This window comes from Candidatus Desulfosporosinus nitrosoreducens (assembly GCF_030954495.1).
Taxonomy (GTDB): domain Bacteria; phylum Bacillota; class Desulfitobacteriia; order Desulfitobacteriales; family Desulfitobacteriaceae; genus Desulfosporosinus; species Desulfosporosinus nitrosoreducens.
On record NZ_JAVHUW010000051.1, the window covers coordinates 82,241 to 103,050 of the forward strand.

Consider the following 20,810-nt stretch of genomic DNA (forward strand, 5'->3'; position numbering starts at 1 on the left):
TGTATTTTCCGGCGGAATAAATAAGGCGGCAGGATTTGATCCTGCCGCCTGGAATATCGGACATTTCTACGCTCGGCCCGGCCGGGAAACTTTAAAACTCACAGCTGTTGGCTGTCCTGGGGAAAGCAATGACGTCCCGGATATTGGTCATTCCGGTCAGATACATAATGACCCGTTCAAAGCCGAGCCCGTAACCGGCGTGTTTCACTCCCCCATACTTCCGGAGATCAAGGTACCAGCTATAGTCTTCCTCTTTAAGCCCCAACTCTTCCATCCTCTGGCAGAGAACGTCAAAACGCTCTTCCCGCTGACTCCCTCCGATAATTTCCCCAACACCCGGAACGAGCAGGTCCATGGCGGCGACCGTCTTGTTGTCGTCGTTCAGGCGCATGTAGAAGGCTTTAATGCCCTTGGGATAATCGGAGACGAAGACGGGCTTTTTAAAGATTTTTTCCGTCAGGAAGCGCTCATGCTCTGTTTGCAGATCCGTGCCCCAGTGCACCGGGTAGTCAAAGTGAGCGTTTTCCTTCTCCAGAAGCTCAACCGCTTCCGTATAAGTAATGTGGCCGAACTCCGAATTTAAGATATTTTCCAGCCGCTCAAACAAGGTCTTGTCGACAAAGTTATTGAAAAAGGCCATTTCTTCAGGAGCATGGTCTAAAGCATACTGAATGATATACTTCATCATTTCTTCCGCTAAATTCATATTGTCCGCAAGCTGGGCAAAGGCAATCTCCGGTTCAATCATCCAAAACTCGGCGGCATGCCTGGCCGTATTGGAATTTTCGGCGCGGAAGGTGGGGCCAAAGGTATAGACATTGCGAAAAGCCATACAATAGGTTTCCACATTGAGCTGACCGCTGACTGTCAGACTCGTCTCTTTCCCGAAGAAATCTTCAGCGAAATTGACAGCCCCGCTCTCAGTCTTGGGGAGGTTTCCCAAATCCAGGGCCGTTACCCTGAACATTTCCCCGGCGCCTTCGGCGTCGCTGCCTGTGATAATTGGCGTATGAACATAAACAAAGCCTTTTTCCTGAAAAAACTTGTGAATGGCATAGGCAATGACGGAACGAACGCGAAAGACCGCCGCAAAAGTATTCGTTCTGGGGCGCAAGTGAGCAATCGTCCGCAAGTATTCAAAGGTATGGCGTTTTTTCTGCAAGGGATAATCCGCCGCCGCTACGGAGAGGATTTCTATTTGCTCCGCCTTTAATTCAAAAGGCTGTTTCGCTCCCGGCGAGGGGACAAGGGTACCCCGGATGCGCAGGGCGGAACTGATCGTCAGCTTGCCGATCTCCGGAAAATTATCCAGACTTTCTTCAAAAACCACTTGGATATTCTCAAAAAAGCTGCCGTCATTAATTTCAATAAAACCAAAAGCTTTGGACGTACGAATTGTGCGAATCCATCCGGATATCTCCAGATTCTGATTGAGATACTTCTCCGTCGCGCGGAAAATTTGTTGAACGGTCACCGTTTGCATGGCTTTCCTCCTCAAAAAGATCCCCTGAGGGTTAAGAATTTTCTAATTAACCATTATACCTGAATGGCATCTTAACTTCAAATTATAAGCCACGCTCTGGTCATCAACTGACAAACCGGCCGCTTTGCGCTTTAAGCTCCGCCATTAACAGCTCCAACTCGCCGATACTATCGCGAATGGCTGTCATCGTTGCACTCATTTCCTCGGTCGAAGCGACAATCTCCTCGACGGAACCGGCGTCTTCGTGGGACATGCCGTCAATCTCCCGGATCGACTCGGTAATTCCTTCGCTCATGCGAACAACATGTTGAACCTCTGCCACCATTGCTCCCAAAAGACTCGAGACAGTCTGGGTTCCCTGGGAAATCTCCTTAAACTCCTGCAAGGCCTGATCTCCGATACCCAGCTGCTCTTGAATCAAGGCAACTCCTTCCTCAGCGGCCCGAACGGAACTTTCCACGTTTTGGGTGACTTGATCGATCAGCCCGGCTATCTGAGAGGCGCTTTGCCTGGACCCTGCGGCCAGTTTCCGGACTTCCTCGGCCACCACGGCAAATCCCCGGCCGGCCTCGCCGGCCCGGGCGGCTTCAATAGCGGCATTGAGGGCCAGGAGATTCGTCTGGTCGGAAATGCCGGAGATAATCTGGGTAATCCCGCGGATTTTTCCCGTCTGATCCTTGAGAACGTGGCTTCCGGCCTGAATCTCTTCAACTTTGGCAGCAAAAACCCTCATCGTTTCGGCTAAGCCTTTCAAGATGGTTTCTCCGTGCCGGGTTCGTTCCGTCACATCCCGGGTGCTGCCTGAAATCTGCTCCATATGTCCGGCCAGGGACGAAACGTTTTGATTGATCCCTTCGCTCCGGGTACCGATGTCACTGGTACGCTGGGCAATCTTTTGGGCGCTGAAGGCCACCTGATTAATGCTCTCCGCCACCTGGCCCGTGCCCCGGGAGGTTTGATCCGCGGCCGCCGCAATCTCCTTAGTCGAGCCCTCGACACGCTTCAAGGCTTGATTCATGGAAAAACAGATGTCCTTGGTGTTGTCCAACATTTTCTTCATCGCCAGGGCCAAGGTGCCCAGTTCACCATACCAATCGGTTCTAATGGCAATTTGCAAATTGCCCGTGGCCAGCACCTCGGCATTTTCCGCCAGTTCCCGCAAAGGCCGGGTGAATTTGAGAGAGAATAAATAGCCTGAAACCACGCCGAGGCCCAGAACCGCCAACCCGACCCAGAAAACCCAGCGCTTTAAAGCATTTAATTGCTGCAACACCCCCTGCCGCGAAAGAACCGCTTTAATGTAGCCTTTGAGCTCACCCTTATAATCTTTGAAGGGGATCAACAAAATATTGGACTGCCCATCGGCGCTCACTGTCAGCTGGGTTTGTCCGCCGCGGAGGGCTTGGACCACCCCGGCGGCAACCGGATCATGATCTTGAGCCGTACCAGCTAACAAGCCTCCCTTTTCCTGGACATTTTTAACCAAAGAGGCAGAAGGATTGAGAAGGTAAATAAAGTAATCACCGGGATTCTTTTTCTGAAGAGTATGTAAAAAGTCTTCGCCAAAATCCATGCCATATTCGGCGCTGCCTACCCACTGATCCTGATATTGCACCGGCACCACTACCCGGAAGCCGTACCCTTCGACTCCCTCCTCCAGGCCCTCCACAATCTTATGGTCCTTGTTGGCGGCCACTACAGTCGGGCGGATGTTCGACAGGTCGTCGCCAAATTTATTGGGAGAATGCGCCCGGTAAAAGGAAACCGCCGGCGCCAGGTGAAATTGAAGCTGGCTGAAGCCTTCTTTTTTCACTTCATTAAAAACAGGCTGGACCAGCCTGATAAGGGCAGCCCGGTCGCGTTCTGCCAGAGCCTCAGCCACCTCCGGGTTCATGGTCATGGATAAGACCGCAGATCTGGCCCGGTCCAGGCGGTTGCCGAATTCATCCTGAATTCCCTGTTCCACCAGCTTTTCTGTTTGCAATTCGTTTGTCCTAAGCAGCTTCTCCGCATTCCAGAGGCTTGCCGCGGACAGCAGGGCTACTACGGAAATGATCACTACCCCCATCAAAAGCGCAACCCTTATCTTAATGGACATAGTATGTTGTCTGTTCCTCATCAATCATTCTCCCCTTAAGTTCTCGTTGAGCCGGTATTTATTTGGCAGGGGTATGGGGTTTCTCTCTTGAAATATCCGAACTCTGTGTCTTTAATCGTTAGGGTAATGTCTGCTCCTTTCACCCGCTTAAAGGCCTACTAATTTACTAGTTTTTTCAAACAATTTTACACCATATTCCCCAAAATAAATGAAATCCAGACGACATAAATAATGTCATCTGGATTTCAAACTTCCACGGTTCAATTTGCTCTTGGCTTGCCTCAGGCAATTCCGTCCGCCCGGCTAGCTCTCCACTTCAATACCCGCCATCCTGATCAAATACATGGCATTGCGCGTGGTCGAGATCCCCTGCCGAAGTTTATAATCGAAGTAGATCTGGTCGTTTTGATAATACTCCCGGAAATGGTAATTGCGGATTTTGCGCTTTGTTTCACCTTCGAGATCACCTAATTCCAAATCATGAGTTGAGACCATACCCATGGCTCCGGCTTTGCTTAATTGCCGGATCAGAACCTTGGCCCCGGCATGACGGTCCTGAGAATTTGTTCCCTTAAAAATCTCATCAAGCAGAAAGAAGATCTGCCGGTCCTGCTTAGAGGCCTGAACAATTTGCTTAATTCTCAATAACTCGGCGTAAAAGGAAGAAATGTTTTCCTCCAGATTGTCGCGCACGCGCATACAGGTAAAAATCCGGTAGACAGAACAGCGGAACTCCCGCGCGCAGACCGGAGCTCCGGTATAGGCCAGAACAAGATTAAGGCCGACCGTTCTGAGCAAAGTGCTCTTACCGGACATATTGGAACCGGTTATTAACAAAATCCCCCCGTTTTTGTCCAAGGCCAAATCATTGCAAACGGGGTTTTCCAAAAGAGGATGGCCCACTCCGGCAGCAACAACCCCCGCTGTTTCCGGAGTTATCAGCGGCCAAGACCATTGAGGGTGATCCGCGGCAATCAGCGCCAGGCTGTTTAAGGCTTCCAGCTCGGCGATGGTATCTATCCACTGCCCCAAAGAGCGGCCCGATTTTTCTTTCCAGGCTTCCAAGGAGATCAGGCACTGGATGTCCCAAAGGGTAAGAATATTGACGATGAGAAACATGGCATTTCCACGGTTGGCAATGAGATCGGCCAAACCCGTTAGTTTTCTGATCTGTTCAAAAGCCGGCTTTCCCTCCCGGTCACGCAAATTATCTTTCAGAGTTTGCAGGTAAGCGGCCCGAAAGGAGCGTTTTTCAAAACGCTCCAGCATCTTCTCGTAAATGCGGATGGTTTCTTTAAATTCATACACGGCATTGAGAGTTTTGCCGCGCTGTTTTCCCGTTAAGAGGATACCCGTCTGCAGGAGAAGGCCCAGAAGCGGATACCAATAGGAGACCCTCGCCGTAAAGAAATACAACAGCAAAAAGGCAAGAGTAACCAGCGGGAGCACCCGCGCCCCCAGAAGAACAGAACGGCGCAGATAGGTAGGGTCATAGGTTTGGGCCCAGCTGATCATGGCCGCGGGAGATCTGCCCGGACGCTTCGCCAGCTTGGCCTCCGCCAGGAAGCGCTGCCTCCAGGCCAGGTTGAGGGACAGCTCCCGGATGGCCTCCTGTCTTTTGCGGATAACTTCGCAGTCCCTCGGGGGCTCGGTCAATATTTCCCGCAGCTTTTCCCGGCCCCGGAATGTTTGCGCCGTGGTAATCCATTGATACAAAGAACCCGCTCCGAACAGATCCAGATCTTCCCCATAAGCATGTTCCAGGTCTTGAAAATCTTCCCCCCGGTCAGGAAAGGATTTCCATTCTCCGGCTAAACGCCTTAAAGCTTGAGCGTAATTTTCTTTAAGAACAGACAAATAGCTCTGCCTGGTTTTTAAAGCCTGATGCCAAAAGACCAGGGCCACAAACAGGATCGCCGTTATAAGCAGGGCTCCATAAGCCCAGGAGACCTTATCCTTCAGGTAAAGAACAACCGTCGCCAGCGCGCCAAGGACAAAGACCATAAGACGCAGGTTGCTCAGACGGTTTATGACCTGAGTCAGGGTTTCATGTTTGCGGGTATAATAGGCCTCGCGCTTGCGATACCGCTCTTGCGCAACGTTTTGCTTAATTTCTTCTCTCAAATCACTTAAATCACTCAAATTACTGTCCTCCATACTTTATCCAAGGCCAAAAGCATTTAAGAGCATTATACACGAATCAGCCCCTTATAACCACATCTTGGGAATAAAGAAAACTTGGCCGGCACTAATCCTCTGGGGCAGGCGGCTGCCCAGTTGCTCTGGTGCTTAGAAAGTACATAAGGCAAGTTTATACTTTCCGGCAGCAGGAGAAAGCCTTGGCCTCATTCATTCTTTCTTTCTCTTTTTCCCGGTGCTATACTAGATTTAAACGTGTTTTGCCCAATCGCCCCCTTGCCCTTACCGGGCTGAGGGGGTGATTGATTAGGGTACGACTACTGGAGGAAACTGCGATGAGACAAACTACAATCTCCCCCGAACTCCTGGCCCTGGATTCCCTTGCCGTTTACCGCGGACTTCTGGAAGATCCGGTTCTCCGCCGCCTCAGAGAGCTGCTCGCCGCTCTGGAAAAGGAGAACCTTCAAGTGCGCGAGATTGTCAACTTCTATCACGATTTTTACTATGAATTGGCCAAGTGCCCGCAACTTTCGCTGTCCAATCATATCCTCGATCAAATTATCTTTGCTGAAAATTCCTTCTCCTTTAAAGCCCAGGCTATTAATACTCCTGTCCTGGAAAGCACCCTGGAAAGAGCGGCTGCCCGCGACTTAAGAAATCTTCAATCCGTCGCCAAGCTGGACGGCTCAGCCCTGAAAGCGGGGATTTCCGCCCGCTTCCATCCCGGCGTCCAGGAGCGCAAGGAAGGCCCTGGCCTTGACCCAACCCTCGAACTTCTGCTTCAAGAACTTCCCGAATGGGAAGTTTCCCCGCTGCCTTCAGCGGAGGATGAGCCGGAGCATCTTCACAACCTGAAAGAAACTTTTCTCAAGGCCCGGCACTGGGATGATTGCCTTCCTGAACTGCGGCAGTTCCATCGTCAGTACGGCTGCGGCCTCTTCGCCCGCAGTATCGCTTTTATTTGGGAACGATATGAAGGTCAGGGCTTTCTCAAAAGCGTCGCCAGGCCTGACCCCATTACTCTGAATGAGCTAGTAGATTATCAGGACGAACGCTCAAAGATTTTAGAGAACACCTTGCAGTTTTTAAAAGGGTATCCGGCCAACAACGTGCTTCTTTACGGCGACCGGGGCACCGGCAAGTCCTCCACCGTCAAAGCGATCCTCAACGCCTATCATTCCCGGGGACTGCGCATGATTGAAGTCCCCAAAGCCTTTCTGGCCGACTTTCCGCAAATTATCCGCCTCTTAACCAACCGGGCTCAAAAATTCATTCTCTTTGTTGACGACCTTGTTTTTGGGGACAACGAAGAAAATTACACCTCTCTCAAGGCGGTTCTCGAAGGCGGTCTGGAAAGCAAAACCTCCAACATCTTGATTTACGCCACCTCCAACCGCCGCCACCTGGTGAAAGAATATTTCAGCGAGAGAGCGGGGCTGCATTCCGGCAACCGCGACGAAGAAGTGCATGCCGGAGACAGCATGCAGGAAAAGCTCTCTCTTGCCGACCGCTTTGGCATCAATGTCGTCTTCTCATCTCCGGATCAGAAACAATACCTGAAGATTGTCGAAGGGATCGCCTCCCAGCGCCAGCTGAGCATTGAGCAAAGCGTTCTGCACAAAGAAGCCCTGCAATGGGCCCTCTGGTATAACGGACGTTCCGCCCGCACGGCAAGACAGTTTGTCGATTGGCTCGAAGGACATCTGGCTTTAAATTAATAATTCCGAGGCTAAAATAAATGCCGCTGTTTCCATGTATAGTCATCCCTGCTGTGGTAAACAATGTAAGAAACAGTAAAGGAGCTGTCATCATGGACGACTATTTTGACAATCTTGACGCTACGGAAATCAATCTGAAATATTTCACGGAACACCATGGAGAAATATATAAAGCCTACGAAACTTACGGGCATTTAGTGCACACCGAGGGCGGACCTTTAGACCAAAAAACCTGCTGGTTGATAAAAGTAGCTTTGTCAACCGAATGCCAATATCCCCGGGCTTTACATACTCATATTCTCAAAGCTTTAAGAGGCGGCTGCAGCAAAGAAGAGATAGAACATGCCATCTTGTTAGTTGCGCCAAGTGCCGGTTTTCCTAAAACTATGGCCGGAATTTTAATTCTGAGAAAAATACTGGAAGAAACAGCAACCGACGGAATCACTTCAATCCATTGACCGCGCTGATCTGGCTTATGCTTCTTTACAGAGCAGTTTTAAAGCCACCCCAACCGTCTCAGTCTTCTGATCGCGCCCTTTTAAATAGCCTTTATAAGCACCCTCTTTGCAAACAAACCTGGTATAAGAATACTCGTTGCATTCATCCCCTTAGGGTAAGAAAGCAGAACCTAATCTTTCTTACCTAAAGGGGATTTATCTTGAAGTATATCTTTTTGACAAATAATGCTATAATATGACTTTGGAGCAAATTCTTATATAAAGGAACGATTTTTAATGATTAGTACCAGCGGAATTACCCTGAGATTCGGAAAACGGGCCTTATTCGAGGATGTTAACGTCAAGTTCCTGCCTGGGAACTGTTATGGTTTGATCGGAGCTAACGGCGCCGGCAAATCCACCTTCCTGAAAATCCTTTCCGGGGAACTGGACTCCACAAGCGGCGAGGTCATTCTGACTCCCGGAGAGCGAATTGGGGTTTTGAAACAGGACCACTTTCAGTTCGAAGACTATGAAGTGCTGAAAACAGTCATCATGGGCCATGCCCGGCTGTATGAAATTATGGAAGAAAAAGACGCCCTTTATTCGAAACCGGACTTTTCCGAAGAAGACGGGATCAGGGCCTCTGTTTTGGAAGGCGAGTTTGCCGAACTCAACGGTTGGCAGGCGGAATCTGAAGCCTCGGAACTCCTCATGGGCCTGGGTATTGCCAAAGAGCTGCAAAGCAAAACGATGAAAGACCTAAGCGGCAACGAAAAAGTGCGTGTCCTGCTGGCCCAGGCGCTCTTCGGCAACCCCAACATTCTCCTATTGGACGAGCCCACCAACCATTTAGACCTGCAGTCCATTACCTGGCTGGAAAACTTCCTATATAATTACGAAAACACTGTTATTGTCGTTTCCCACGACCGGCATTTTTTAAACAAGGTGTGCACCCATATTGCCGATATCGATTTCGGCAAAATCCAGCTCTATGTCGGCAATTATGATTTTTGGTACGAATCCAGTCAGTTAGCCCTGCGCTTAATGCGCGAGGCCAACAAGAAGAAGGAAGAGAAAATCGAGGAACTGCAAAAGTTTATTCAACGCTTCAGTTCCAATGCTTCTAAAGCCAAACAAGCCACCTCCCGGAAGAAACAACTGGAAAAGCTGACCCTGGAAGATATTCGGCCTTCCTCCCGCAAATATCCCTATATTGCTTTTACCCCCGACAGAGAAGCAGGAAATAATATCTTGTCCGTGAAAAACTTAACAGTCCGTATCGGCGGCGAAAAGGTTCTCGACGATTTGTCTTTTATTATGAACAAAGGAGACAAAATTGCCTTGGTAGGGCCTAACAGTAACGCCAAGACTGTATTATTTAAAGTTTTAATGGGAGAGATCCAGCCTGATGAAGGAGAATTCAGTTGGGGGGTCACGACCACTCAAACTTATTTTCCCCAGGACAACTCGCCTTACTTTGATACGGACCTCAACCTAGTGGATTGGCTCAGGCAGTTCTCCCGCGACCCTGACGAATCCTTTGTGCGCGGATTTTTAGGGCGCATGCTCTTCTCCGGGGAAGAGTCTTTGAAGTCCGCCCGCGTTCTTTCCGGCGGAGAAAAAGTGCGCTGCATGTTTGCCAAAATGATGCTCAGCGGGGCTAATGTTCTTCTCTTTGACGAACCGACCAACCACCTGGATATGGAATCAATTACGGCGCTTAACAGTTCTTTGACGAACCTGGAGGGCAACATTCTTTTTGTATCCCAAGACCATCAATTTGTGCAAACGATCGCCAACCGGATCATGGAAATTACTCCCCGGGGAATTCTTGACCGCCGCATGACCTTTGATGAATATCTGGAAAATGAGGACGTTAAAGCCTTATTAGAGACCATGTACTCCTAGAACTTCCCCCAGCGGGGTTAGCGGTCTGCCATTAAATTATTGGATTTCACACTTTTATCCGCATAGTATAATCCCCTATTATGCCCCTATTTTTAAGGGACAAAGGGCCTAATAATTTGACATATTTTCTGTTTTGAGCTATATTAATATAAACTCGTTAATTTAATGGATTTACACAAACCTTCTCTATGGCTACGGCTCTGGGAAGTGGCTGCTGAACTTACCATGTAGCGGGTAAACTATAGTGGAGGTTTTTTGAAATGTTTAGTGACAAAGTTTTAACATGCAGAGATTGTGGACGGGAATTTGAATTTACGGCATCTGAGCAAGAATTCTATGCTGAAAAAGGTTTTACCAACGAACCCGGCCGCTGCCCGGAATGCCGTGCTGCCAAGAAAGCCCAAAACAGAAACAACGGCGGCGGTTTTTCCCGTCAACGTGAAATGTTCCCTGCTGTCTGCGCCAATTGCGGGAAAGAAACGACGGTTCCTTTCCAACCTTCCGGCAACAAACCGGTTTATTGCCGCGATTGCTATCAACCACGTACACGCAGCAACTGGTAAATTGTTTCTCAAACCCTCCCGGGCTAAAAGCCCGGGAGGGTTTTTTACATTTCTGGATATATTTACGAATTTAAATTAGCTAATTATGTGCAATATATAAGTGAATTGGAAGGAATATTGGAGGAATCTATAATGATACTAAAATCTATTCTCAAAGTTGCAGATTCCGCACATAAAGTTGATAAAATGAAAGATTCCATCACTATCGGGCTGCTGGGAGGTTTAATTGGCGCTATAACGTCAGATCTTACCAGTGCAGTATTTTATAAAGCTAAGAAAACCGAAGCTACCTTCAGCCATACGGCGGCCCAATTTTTCGTAACTCCCACATCACTGAGACGAAAAAACCGCATGGTTCTCGGCCAGCTATTGCATCTTTCGGTTGGTTCAGTTCTGGGAATCCCTTTAGTATACATCCTGAAAAAAACAGGCAAAGACCATTATTTAAGCAAAGGGCTGACCGCTTCTTTGTTAACTTGGATTATTCTTTATCATGGCGGACAAAAGTTTGGCCTGATAAAAAAACCAATTTATGTTAAGACTCATCACACCTCACTGTGGAGCCACATTATTTATGGCCTGACTTCAGCAAAAGCTATAGTCTGGTTAGCCGACCCGGCAATTTTCACCTCATCGGCCAAACTCATGGCGAAAAACCCCTCACAACACTTTGCCCACAGCGTTGCCGGTCCGGATGCCAGGGAGCATAATGACGCCTTTACGCAATCAGAGACGCCTTATTTACACTAATTAACGTCATCTTTTGTCAGGTCAGCGGGAACGCCTATCCTTAATTCATATTGTACCGACGCATTTTCTCATAGAGCCAAGATCGTGAAATTCCCAACAGCCGGGCGACTTCCGATTTATTGCCGTTCATTTTCAGCAAAGCTTTTTCCAAAGTTTCCTTGTCTAAATGCCGGTGAGCACTCTCCAGATTCCAACCGTTCCCCCAAGATCCGGATACTTTCGTCTTTGCTTCCAGCAGATAAAAAGGCAGGTCCTCAATATCTAACAGGTCTCCCTCGGCAAAATTCACAGCCCGTTCGACAACATTTTTCAACTCGCGCACATTCCCCGGCCAATGGTGCGAGTTAAGGGCTTGACGCGCCGCCGCTGAAATTCCCCGTATTTGTTTATTGAACTCTTGATTTAAACGTTCTAAAAAAACTTCCGCCAGAGGGATGATATCTTCCGGACGGCAGCGCAGGGGAAGCAAGTGGAAATTAATGACGTTGAGGCGATAGTATAAATCACTGCGAAATTCTCCGCGTTCCACCTTTTGGAGAATATCCTGGTTCGTGGCCACGATGATTCGCACATCCACTTTAACAGATTCATTGCTGCCGATTGCTTCAAAGCTTTTATCTTCCAGCACCCTGAGCAATTTGCCTTGCAAATTCAGGGGCATATCCCCTATTTCATCCAAAAACAAGCTTCCCCCGTTGGCAGCGGCAAATTTGCCTGCTCTGCCTCCTTTCTGAGCTCCTGTGAAAGCTCCGCCGGCGTAACCAAAGAACTCCGACTCCAACAAGTTATCCGGAACCGCGGCACAATTTACTTTGACATAAGGCCCTTTCCACCGGGGACTCGCTTGGTGGATCGCCTCGGCAAACAATTCCTTCCCGGTACCGCTTTCTCCGGTTAACAGGACGGTCGAGTTGCCACGGGCCGCTATCTCCGCTTCCTGTTTGAGGCGGCGCAGGGAAGAATTAACCGTCACAATCTGATTAAAGGTAACAGCTCTGTGGAAGGAACCGGCTTTTTCTTTATAAAACTGCAAGCCGCTGTCCATTTGAGCCAGGCGTTCTGCAACGTCTTTAGCTTCTTCGATTCTCTGATAAACTATTTTCCCAACCGCTCCAATTATTTTTCCCTGACGGACAATCGGTGAGCGGGACACAATACAGGTCTTTCCCTGAATGACTTGTATCTCGTTGGTTTCCGCCATGCCGGTTTTTAAGGTTCGCAAAAGTCGAATATTCTCGCTGACTTGTTCAATAGGCTTTTGCAAGAGGTCTTTTTCCCTTCTGCCCAAAAAATAACAAGCCGCCTCATTGACCAGCGTAATCTTACCCAGGTCATCGACAACGAAGATCGCTTCATGGGCAATATTGGTGACCGTCAACAATGTTTCATACAGACGCTTCGTGGCGTCAAGTTCCTGAGCCGTTTGATCCAAATCATTCAAAGCTTGAAAGACAATAACGGCGCCCCCCTTGCCGTCGATAGGGCTTACGTGGCAAAGCACAGGCACTTCATTCAGCCGGGCATGTATTCCAAGCCGGTTTTGAGCCGGCTTGAGAATATCCCGCCAATTGAGATTGGGAAAAACATTGTCTAAACAAGAACCTTTAAGTGACTCTTGCCTTAAGCCTAAAATTTTTTCACCGGCAGAGTTTAAGCTCTGAATAGTTTGATTTTGGTCCACAACGATAAGCCCATTAGGCAGCGCTCGATAAACGGCATTGAGCTTAACCGCTAATTGCTCCGCTGTGCGAAATAAAGCCAGGATCATGTCTACCTTTGTAAAGATTCCCAGCACCTTTCCCTCGGAGTCGACGACCACCCCGGTACCTGCGGAAGTCTGTTTCGCCCGCTCTTCAACCACCTCGTAGGGAGTATTGGCTTCCACCGTTACTACCTTGGGGTTAAAATGCCGGGCAATGCTTTCGGACAAGTCACTGCCTGCCAAATAAGCATCCAAAACGCTGGATTTGGTAAAAATCCCCTTGAGGTATCCTTCTTCATCCACGACCGGCAGGGCATCAAGCTTGCTCCAGCGCAACAAGGCCACACCCTGCCCGAGAGTATCCTTGGAACGCAGCAGAGGAACCTCGCGCGTCATCATGTCATACATTAACATCCCAGTCACCTCGCCTGCTAAAACCTCCTCTAGAATAGCTGCCAATTGCATAAATTTCGCTTGATCTGTTGCGCCGTAGCATTTTGCCGCTTCCTATATTCTCTTTGATATTCTCTTTAGAAAAGCCCAATTCCTCTAATTATCTGAACTTTCTTAATTCCGAGGAATTAGCCTTAAGGTCCGGGACACCCCAGCAAGCGAAAAATAATCAGGCCCTCTGCCGCCGCTCTCTAATCTTTACCTTGGCTGCAGGCGGATAGCTCCATTGAGGCGAAGGGTACTGCCGTCCTCCTTTCCTGGTTATGAACCCATTCCTTTCTCTTGACTCAAAACAGAAAACAGCCTTGAGCTTTGCCTTCCTTCACTGACCGACCTCTAACCTTGTCTCATGAGAAACTTAAGCTAACGCCCAAGGCCGGTCTTCAATCCAGCCTTTCGATAATGGTGGCATTAGCCATGCCATGCCCCTCACACATGGTTTGCAGCCCATACCTCCCTTCACTGCGTTCCAATTCATGCATCAGCGTCGTCATTAAGCGAGCCCCGCTGGCGCCCAAAGGATGCCCCAAAGCAATGGCCCCGCCGCAGGGATTAAGTTTTTCTCGGTCCGCCCCTGTTTCCTTTAACCAAGCTAGGGGAATTGCCGCAAAGGCTTCATTGACCTCAAACACGTCGATATCTTTGAGGTTCAGTCCGGCTTGGGCTAATACCTTTGCCGTGGCGGGAATGGGGCCGGTGAGCATCAACGTCGGATCGGAGCCCAGAACGCTGCGGGCTATGATTCGGAAACGTGGTTTAAGTCCCAATTCCAAAGCTTTCTCCCGCGACATGATCAGCAGAGCCGCCGCTCCGTCTGATATCTGACTGGAATTCCCCGCTGTGACCTGCCCTCCCTCTTGAAAGGGGGATTTCAAAGCCGCCAGTTTGCCTGAATTGGTATCGGCGCGAGGGCCTTCATCGGCTTTCACAACCACCATGTGGCCATCTGTCAGCGGAACTAGTCAGGGGCATGATTTCTCGTTCAAAACGCCCCTCTTTTTGTGATTTAAGCGCTTTTTGATGACTTTCCAGAGAAAACTCATCCATCTCCTGCCGACTGATTTTCCAATTGTGAGCGATTCTCTCTGCCGAGAGGCCTTGATTGATTATCTCATAACGCGAGGTTAGTTCCGGGGATAAGATTGTGCCTTTAACATTAGAACCCATGGGCGTGCGAGACATATTCTCCACTCCGGCGGCGACAACGGCCTCCATATCTCCCGCCAGAATTACCTGAGCGGCGAAATGAACTGCCTGCTGGCTTGAGCCGCATTGACGATCAAGGGTTAACCCAGGAACATGAAGCGGATAACCGGCAATCAGGGCTGCTTGCCGACCGATACAAAACCCCTGCTCCCCAACCTGAGTGACACACCCCATGAGAACATCCTCTACCAGGCCCGGATCTATTCCCGCCCGCCTAACCAATTCTCTCAGAACGATCCCCGCCAAATCCTCAGAACGGCAGCCGCTTAACGATCCGTTTTTTCGCCCAATAGGAGTTCTCACGGCCTCAACAATCACAGCTTCTCTCATTTCTTCAATCCCTTTCTCCATATTCTGAACCATATTTTGAAATTTGCTCGGTTGCAATTTTTATGCCACTAAGCCGTTAAGCCTAAGCTTAGGCTTAACCAAAAAATTACATCCGGCAAAACGCCGGCTTCACCACTTTTAAGTGTCCTTAAAAACGGACAGTTGACAACAGGAAGGACACTTTCTTTCCGGAAACAAGGTGGAAATACCAGTTAAAATAAGAGGCGGATAAAAACTCTTGCTCTGGCATATATATTGCAAATATTCAGAATAAACTTTGCAACAGCTAAGAGGAGTGAGAGATTATGATGGCCTACGATCTGACTTTGCAGGCAGTCCTGGAACGGGCTCTGCGTCTTTATTCCAAAAAAGAAATTATTTCCCGCGATTTCTCCGGAATCTTCCGCTATACCTACGGAGACTTTTATAAACGTACCCTGCGCCTCGCCAATGTGCTCCAGGATTTAGGAATCACTAAGGGCGATAGGGTAGGCACACTTGCCTGGAACAATCACCGCCACCTCGAACTCTACTTTGCCATACCGATTAGCGGAGCGGTACTCCACACTTTAAATTTGCGCCTCGGACCGGAACAACTGGTTTACATTATTAACCATGCCGAAGATAAAGTAATTTTTGTGGACAAAGATCTTCTCCCTCTTTTACAGAGCATTCGCGATCAATTACCCACCGTGGAACAGATTATCGTAATGTCGGATACCCTGGAAATCCCGCCCTGCGGTTTGGCAAATCCTTTGTCCTATGAAGCATTGCTGGCCGGAGCCAGGGAGACGTTCAGCTATCCTGATTTAAGCGAATGGGACCCCGCCGCCATGTGCTATACCACGGCGACGACCGGCAGCCCCAAAGGAGTTGTTTACACCCACCGCGCCCTAGTTCTCCATTGTTTGGCCGCCTGTCTCCCGGATTGCTTAAATTTGCACGAAGCCGACCGGGTTTTACCCTTTGTCCCTATGTTCCACGTCAATGCTTGGGGAATACCCTTTGCCTGTACCTGGCTGGGAGCCACTCAGGTTTTTCCCGGAGCGCGCCCACAAGCCGAAGACATTTGCCGGCTGATTGAAGACCATAAAGTGACTCTTGCCGCCGGTGTACCCACCATCTGGATGGCAACCTATCCCTTGTGGGAAAGCGGGAAATACGATCCTTCTTCTCTCCGGGAAATTGTCAATGGCGGTTCCGCCGCCTCCGTTTCTATGATCCGCAACTACCGGGAAAAATTAGGCGTCCCCATACTCCACGCCTACGGCATGACCGAAACGACTCCGGTCGTTCTGGTCTCCCGGCCTAAGAGTACCATGGAAAACTTGTCCCTTGAGGAAAAATACCAGTTGTCAGCCAAACAGGGACTGCTCGTACCCGGGCTGGAAATGAAAGTGGTCGGGGAAGATGGGCGGGAAATTCCCTGGGATGGCAAAACTATGGGAGAGCTTTTACTCCGGGGCCCTTGGATCGCCAAAGAGTATTATAAAGACCCTGTCCGCTCTCAAGACTCCTTCACGGAGGGCTGGCTGCGCACAGGGGACATTGTCACTGTAGATTCGGAAGGATACGTGGGCATTGCCGACCGCAGCAAAGATTTAATCAAAAGCGGCGGGGAGTGGATATCCTCCCTGGATCTTGAAAATACGATTATGGACCATCCCGCGGTCTTGGAAGCGGCTGTCATCGCAATTCCCCATCCCAAATGGGATGAACGCCCTCTGGCCTGCGTGGTTCTGAAACAGGACTATGAAGGGCTTGTGGAAGCCCAGGACATCCTGGATTTTCTCCGGGGAAAAGCTCCCAAGCTCTGGATTCCCGACCAAGTAGAATTTATTGAGGCCATTCCCCGGACAAGTGTCGGCAAATTTTATAAAGCTGCCCTGCGGGCACGTTTTGCCGAAGCAGCCAGTGCTTTGCAAACTTCCGAAGCTCCTCTCCGGGCAAAGGCATAACCGGGGCTTGAGTTTTTTTGTCATAAAAACTTAAACGAGAAGGGGGAACCACGCGGTCAGCGTGATTCCCCCTTTTGCCGGCTTCCGCCGGTTTTTCTTTTTCTTTGCGACCTATAAGGCAGGCTTTTAAATTTTCTCCCGATGTTCCGGATTACCTTCTTTGCAATAGCTCGCCTAACACCCGCCTATAGACCCGGCGAAAACAAATGACGAAAGACTCTTTTAACAGCAACTCTATAGCTTCCACACACATTACAATTTGGCTAAACCTACCCCTTTAAAGTAATAAGCAATTCCCTGAGAGCTAAGTTCCAGATCCGGCTCAAAGGATTTTAACAGCGGATGTTCCCTGGCGGTGATCCCATATTGCGCTAACTCACCTCTTAATAATTCCCACAAAGACTCCTTAATTTCTTCGACAGTGCCACCCGCAGCCAAAACACGCCGGCCAATAGCCGCATAAGCCTCTAACAATTCTGTGTTGCGGGCAAGGATAGCCGGCGCTCCCCCTGCTTTTCCGAAATGTCCAAAATAAATAGTCTCCAGATTCAGCCCTCTCATGCGGTCCAAAGTGTTTTTAGCCGCCAGCGGGTCAAATTCTGTCGGTGGGGTAAACGGCAAGACAAAATCACTGCCTATCAGTTCACTCAAACTGTGAATACGGACACCCAGAGCATCGCCGCCGAAAACACCCCTGCTGACCGGATCGTGGATCACCAAGTGATGGCTGGCGTGTCCGGGAGAATAATAAAAGGTCAGCAAACGGCCACCGCCCAAATCCAGAATTTCTCCATCACCCGGAGTATGAACCCGGTCTTCCGGAATGGGTAAAACATGCCCGAAAAAATCATGATAATGCTCTTTATAAATAGCCTTGGTTCCGGCTATAAGCTGAGAGGGATCGCTCAAGTGCTTTGCTCCTTTAGGATGAACAAAAACCCGGGCCTTCGGCAGTTCCTGAACTATTGCCCCGGCTCCGCCCGCGTGGTCTAAATGAATATGCGTGAGGATTATGTAGTCTACTTTTTCCGGCGGTACGCCTAAGCTCTTTAAACCGTCTAAAATGTAGCCGATACTTGGCGTCGGACCGGTTTCCAGCAAAGCCACCTTTTCCCCTACGATCAGATAACACGAAGTCCGTTTAGGCATTCCCTGGTCATGAACATCGATTTGATAAACATTGTCGCCCAGGTTAAGGATAGAAGACATTTTATTCCCCCCTAATCTATGGCATGTCGGCCAAGAACAAAAATTCTCATACCATTGACCGTTTCCGGAAGCTCTATTCCCTCGGAATATAATTATATCCTGAATTTTTCGAAAAGTCAGCCGCCATTTTACTTAAGCTTTGTTGATCCCCTACACCGGCTTCCTTAAGTCCGGAATGATTCAAAGCTTCGCGCTGGTTTAGCGGTTAAAAAAAGGTGAGATTTCCTGTTTTCAGGGCATGCCGTTCGGCAAGGATGGCCAGTCGGCCGCTTAAAAGAAATAACAGTATCAGAACCGCGAGCAAGACCCCTAATGACGGCAGGATCTGAGTGAATCCCAGCCCATCTATCATCAGTTCTCTAAGGATTTGCAATACATACGTCAGGGGAAAAACTAAAGCGGCAGCTTTTCCCCATAAGGGCATCGCTGCGACCGGAATGCGTACCCCGGAAAAAATCAGCATAGGCTCATCCAGAACCGTATAAAGAAAACTGGAATCCCGGGAAAACAAAAAGATGACATTCAAAAATCCACCCCAGATCACTGCCGAAACAACCAGGAGCAGCAGTCCCAGCGGAATGCTCCACCAAGCGGCCACATGAATACCCTTGACCAAAGCCGCGGCCAAAAGTGCAAAGGTAGAAAAAAGCCATACTCCTTCTAAAAGATCCGCTGCGGCCCGGCCATAAATTACTCCCAGCCGGGATACCGGGGAAAGAAAAATCAGTTCAATGGTCCCGGAATAGCGTTCAAAGGACATCTGCCAGGCCGATTGCACCAGAGACCAGAAAAAAATATACCCCAAGTACCCGGTTAAGAGAAATACCCCGATTTTCTCAGAGCTAAAAAAACGGTTTAACGGACTGTAGGCACCCAGATTAAAGGGTTTTAAGGAATAGTATGCCGAAACATAGGTGATCGCCGGCCAGACCAGCAGCGAAAAGTAAATGAGCGAGCTGTGAAAGTTCAGGCGGTGGCTTTTTTTCATCTCCGACCAAAAAACACGTTTGAGTCCTTTCAAGCCGTTTCCCTCCCTGCAACATCCCTTCCGGCCAGGTTTAAGATCGCATCCTCAAGCTTCGGTTTCTCCACCTCCAAGCGCTGAAGGGGTAATCCTTGCTCGAATAAAAACTGCAGTACTTGGGCAGTGACTTCCTGCTTAGACCGAATTCGCAGTTCCACTCCCCCACTCTGTTCCAGAACGGTCAGCACAGCCTCAAAGGGCAAAAGTATTTTTGTAAGAGCCTCCCTGGTTTTTTCCGGGAACTCAGAAACCCATAGGGAAAGAAGGTCTCCGGCGGCAACCGCGCGAATTACTTTTTCCGGCGTATCGTGCAGCACTAAAGCTCCTTTGTCAATAATGTATACCCGTTTACAAAGCGATTCCACTTCACTCAAGTAATGGCTGGTGAGCAGAATTCCTTTTCCCTCTTGCACGGCCAGGTCCCGAATATGCTCCCGCAAACGTTTGGCAATCGGCGCATCTAACCCTAAGGTGGGCTCATCCAGGAAAAGGTAGCTCGGATCATTGATTAAACCGCGGGCAATTTGCAAACGCTGTTTCATTCCTTTGGAGTACCTCTCTACCGGAATATCCGCCGCTGCTTCTAAATCCACCGCTTTCAGCAAATCGTTGCTGCGCTCTGTCAAAGTTTTTCCATATAAACCATACAAACTGCCGAAATAAGCAAGGTTTTCTCGTGCAGTTAAGCGCCAGTAGAGCATACGCTCACCTCCGGCGATCATGTTGACCCGTTTTTTTACTTTCATCGGCTCTTCGAGGGCGTTTAGGCCATCAATGACAATGCTTCCGGCCGTAGGTATCAGCAGAGTGGAAAGCATTTTGATCGTTGTCGTTTTTCCGGCCCCGTTGATTCCCAGCAAACCGACGATTTCACCCGGCTGAATTTGCAGATCTAAACTCTGTACCGCCACTACCTCTTTCTTGCGGCTTCTGAAGACTCCCTGTTTTTCCTTTGTTACATAAACTTTACGCAAGTTCACCGCTGTTAACATTTCCAGCCTCCCCTTATCCTTAATTCTTTAATCAAAGATCTTTTCGACCACACCTTTTTCTGTTATCTGAATAGCCCAAGCTCCGATCACAAGGTAAATCAAGCCCAGCACAACTAAAGCGGCGAGATCGTTTCTGCTGGCCCAAAGCCCGCCTCCTTCGATCACACTGCGGCGAAAGGCCTGTAAACCAAAGTTAAGCGGCATAATCCGGCTGAGAGGGTACAGCCATCCAGGCAGATATTGCACCGGAAATGTCACTCCGGATACAAAAGACATGACTACGAAAAGAGTATTTTGAGTGATGTAAGTATCGCGAAAATAGAGCATTACTGAACCGAGCACCAAAGCCTGGGTAAAAAACGCGCCTATCGTGAGCATAAGGACAAGGAAGGCCGCCGCCCAATCCATATGGCTTAAATTTAGTCCGAAGATCAAGCCTATCAGGATAATCACACTGAATTCAATCCCGACACGCATTAATCCCTGTAACCCCGTCCCCAGAAAATAGCCTTTACGGGAGGATGGCGTCAAAAGCAGTGCCTCCAGGCTTCCTTCCCGGAGTTCCGTGATTAAAGAGCGGCTGACGATCATAAGCATCGACACAGCCAAAGAATACACTGTGCCGCCAAGCACAATATAGGAGATGTAATCTCCGGTTCCCGCGAAACCTGCGAACCGGCTGTCCGTTTGACCGGCAAAAACAAAATTGTAAGTTAAATAAGCGAACAAAACCGTATAGACTCCGCTTAAAATATGTCCTATGAAAAACGACCAGGGATATGCACGCCGCATGGTGAGATAATTCCGCCAGAACGTGGATTTAAAGGTCCTCCACAT

14 protein-coding genes and 1 pseudogene are annotated in these 20,810 nt (G+C 49.1%); 6 read left to right on the top strand and 9 right to left on the bottom strand.

The annotated features are described in order from the left end of the window. Positions 1 to 91: 91 nt before the first annotated feature. From asnS to REC12_RS12465, 3 genes are all read right to left on the bottom strand, one after another. Positions 92 to 1,483: an asparagine--tRNA ligase gene (gene asnS / locus REC12_RS12455; protein ID WP_308894884.1), complete on the bottom strand. Its 1,392-nt coding sequence runs from the start codon at positions 1,481 to 1,483 to the stop codon at positions 92 to 94. 103 nt (positions 1,484 to 1,586) lie between these two features. After that, complete coding sequence (locus tag REC12_RS12460) at positions 1,587 to 3,602, bottom strand: methyl-accepting chemotaxis protein (protein ID WP_308894886.1); 2,016 nt, start codon at positions 3,600 to 3,602, stop codon at positions 1,587 to 1,589. Positions 3,603 to 3,884: 282 nt separating this feature from the next. Further along, positions 3,885 to 5,723 (bottom strand): MutS family DNA mismatch repair protein, encoded by a 1,839-nt coding sequence (locus REC12_RS12465; protein ID WP_308894887.1) that lies wholly within the window; start codon positions 5,721 to 5,723, stop codon positions 3,885 to 3,887. Positions 5,724 to 6,055: 332 nt separating this feature from the next. On the opposite strand from REC12_RS12465, the gene REC12_RS12470 reads away from it, so the two are divergent. The 5 genes from REC12_RS12470 (at position 6,056) to REC12_RS12490 (ending at position 11,099) form a co-directional block, all read left to right on the top strand. Next, complete coding sequence (locus REC12_RS12470; protein WP_308894889.1) at positions 6,056 to 7,438, top strand: ATP-binding protein; 1,383 nt, start codon at positions 6,056 to 6,058, stop codon at positions 7,436 to 7,438. 92 nt (positions 7,439 to 7,530) lie between these two features. After that, entirely contained in the window at positions 7,531 to 7,896 is a 366-nt protein-coding gene (locus tag REC12_RS12475) for a carboxymuconolactone decarboxylase family protein (protein WP_308894891.1), read from the top strand. Between the two features lie 276 nt (positions 7,897 to 8,172). After that, positions 8,173 to 9,786, top strand: a complete 1,614-nt coding sequence (locus tag REC12_RS12480) for an ABC-F family ATP-binding cassette domain-containing protein (protein ID WP_308894893.1) — start codon at positions 8,173 to 8,175, stop codon at positions 9,784 to 9,786. A gap of 260 nt (positions 9,787 to 10,046) precedes the next feature. Further along, positions 10,047 to 10,349 (top strand): zinc-ribbon domain containing protein, encoded by a 303-nt coding sequence (locus REC12_RS12485; RefSeq protein ID WP_308894894.1) that lies wholly within the window; start codon positions 10,047 to 10,049, stop codon positions 10,347 to 10,349. Between the two features lie 132 nt (positions 10,350 to 10,481). Beyond that, on the top strand, positions 10,482 to 11,099 hold the full coding sequence (locus tag REC12_RS12490; RefSeq protein WP_308894896.1) for a hypothetical protein: 618 nt from the start codon (positions 10,482 to 10,484) through the stop codon (positions 11,097 to 11,099). A gap of 40 nt (positions 11,100 to 11,139) precedes the next feature. Here REC12_RS12490 and REC12_RS12495 read toward each other — a convergent pair whose 3' ends face one another. Both REC12_RS12495 and REC12_RS12500 read right to left on the bottom strand, forming a co-directional pair. Then, a complete protein-coding gene (locus REC12_RS12495; protein WP_308895017.1) occupies positions 11,140 to 13,215 on the bottom strand; it encodes a sigma 54-interacting transcriptional regulator in 2,076 nt (691 codons plus the stop codon). Positions 13,216 to 13,637: 422 nt separating this feature from the next. After that, positions 13,638 to 14,790: pseudogene (locus tag REC12_RS12500) on the bottom strand (thiolase family protein). A gap of 305 nt (positions 14,791 to 15,095) precedes the next feature. On the opposite strand from REC12_RS12500, the gene REC12_RS12505 reads away from it, so the two are divergent. Continuing rightward, on the top strand, positions 15,096 to 16,748 hold the full coding sequence (locus REC12_RS12505; RefSeq protein ID WP_308894900.1) for a long-chain fatty acid--CoA ligase: 1,653 nt from the start codon (positions 15,096 to 15,098) through the stop codon (positions 16,746 to 16,748). Between the two features lie 252 nt (positions 16,749 to 17,000). On the opposite strand, the gene REC12_RS12510 is transcribed toward REC12_RS12505, so the two are convergent. The 4 genes from REC12_RS12510 to REC12_RS12525 all read right to left on the bottom strand — a co-directional run bounded on the left by REC12_RS12510 (position 17,001) and on the right by REC12_RS12525 (position 20,810). Next, positions 17,001 to 17,957 carry an MBL fold metallo-hydrolase gene (locus tag REC12_RS12510; protein WP_308894902.1) on the bottom strand — a complete coding sequence of 319 codons (957 nt, stop codon included), beginning with the start codon at positions 17,955 to 17,957 and terminating at the stop codon, positions 17,001 to 17,003. A gap of 205 nt (positions 17,958 to 18,162) precedes the next feature. Continuing rightward, positions 18,163 to 18,978: an ABC transporter permease gene (locus REC12_RS12515; RefSeq protein ID WP_308894903.1), complete on the bottom strand. Its 816-nt coding sequence runs from the start codon at positions 18,976 to 18,978 to the stop codon at positions 18,163 to 18,165. Next, positions 18,975 to 19,973, bottom strand: a complete 999-nt coding sequence (locus REC12_RS12520) for an ABC transporter ATP-binding protein (RefSeq protein ID WP_308894905.1) — start codon at positions 19,971 to 19,973, stop codon at positions 18,975 to 18,977. The genes REC12_RS12515 and REC12_RS12520 overlap by 4 nt, the downstream gene beginning before the upstream one ends. A 27-nt stretch (positions 19,974 to 20,000) precedes the next feature. After that, positions 20,001 to 20,810 carry an ABC transporter permease gene (locus REC12_RS12525; RefSeq protein WP_308894907.1) on the bottom strand — a complete coding sequence of 270 codons (810 nt, stop codon included), beginning with the start codon at positions 20,808 to 20,810 and terminating at the stop codon, positions 20,001 to 20,003.

Excerpts from the sequence above, each read along its gene's own strand:
- asnS (WP_308894884.1), bottom strand. The coding sequence starts at position 1,483 with ATGCAAACGGTGACCGTTCAACAAATTTTCCGCGCGACGGAGAAGTAT.
- REC12_RS12460 (WP_308894886.1), bottom strand. The coding sequence starts at position 3,602 with ATGAGGAACAGACAACATACTATGTCCATTAAGATAAGGGTTGCGCTT.
- REC12_RS12470 (WP_308894889.1), top strand. The coding sequence starts at position 6,056 with ATGAGACAAACTACAATCTCCCCCGAACTCCTGGCCCTGGATTCCCTT.
- REC12_RS12475 (WP_308894891.1), top strand. The coding sequence starts at position 7,531 with ATGGACGACTATTTTGACAATCTTGACGCTACGGAAATCAATCTGAAA.
- REC12_RS12480 (WP_308894893.1), top strand. The coding sequence starts at position 8,173 with ATGATTAGTACCAGCGGAATTACCCTGAGATTCGGAAAACGGGCCTTA.
- REC12_RS12485 (WP_308894894.1), top strand. The coding sequence starts at position 10,047 with ATGTTTAGTGACAAAGTTTTAACATGCAGAGATTGTGGACGGGAATTT.
- REC12_RS12490 (WP_308894896.1), top strand. The coding sequence starts at position 10,482 with ATGATACTAAAATCTATTCTCAAAGTTGCAGATTCCGCACATAAAGTT.
- REC12_RS12495 (WP_308895017.1), bottom strand. The coding sequence starts at position 13,215 with ATGTTAATGTATGACATGATGACGCGCGAGGTTCCTCTGCTGCGTTCC.
- REC12_RS12505 (WP_308894900.1), top strand. The coding sequence starts at position 15,096 with ATGATGGCCTACGATCTGACTTTGCAGGCAGTCCTGGAACGGGCTCTG.
- REC12_RS12510 (WP_308894902.1), bottom strand. The coding sequence starts at position 17,957 with ATGTCTTCTATCCTTAACCTGGGCGACAATGTTTATCAAATCGATGTT.
- REC12_RS12520 (WP_308894905.1), bottom strand. The coding sequence starts at position 19,973 with ATGTTAACAGCGGTGAACTTGCGTAAAGTTTATGTAACAAAGGAAAAA.
- REC12_RS12525 (WP_308894907.1), bottom strand. The coding sequence starts at position 20,810 with ATGTGGAGGACCTTTAAATCCACGTTCTGGCGGAATTATCTCACCATG.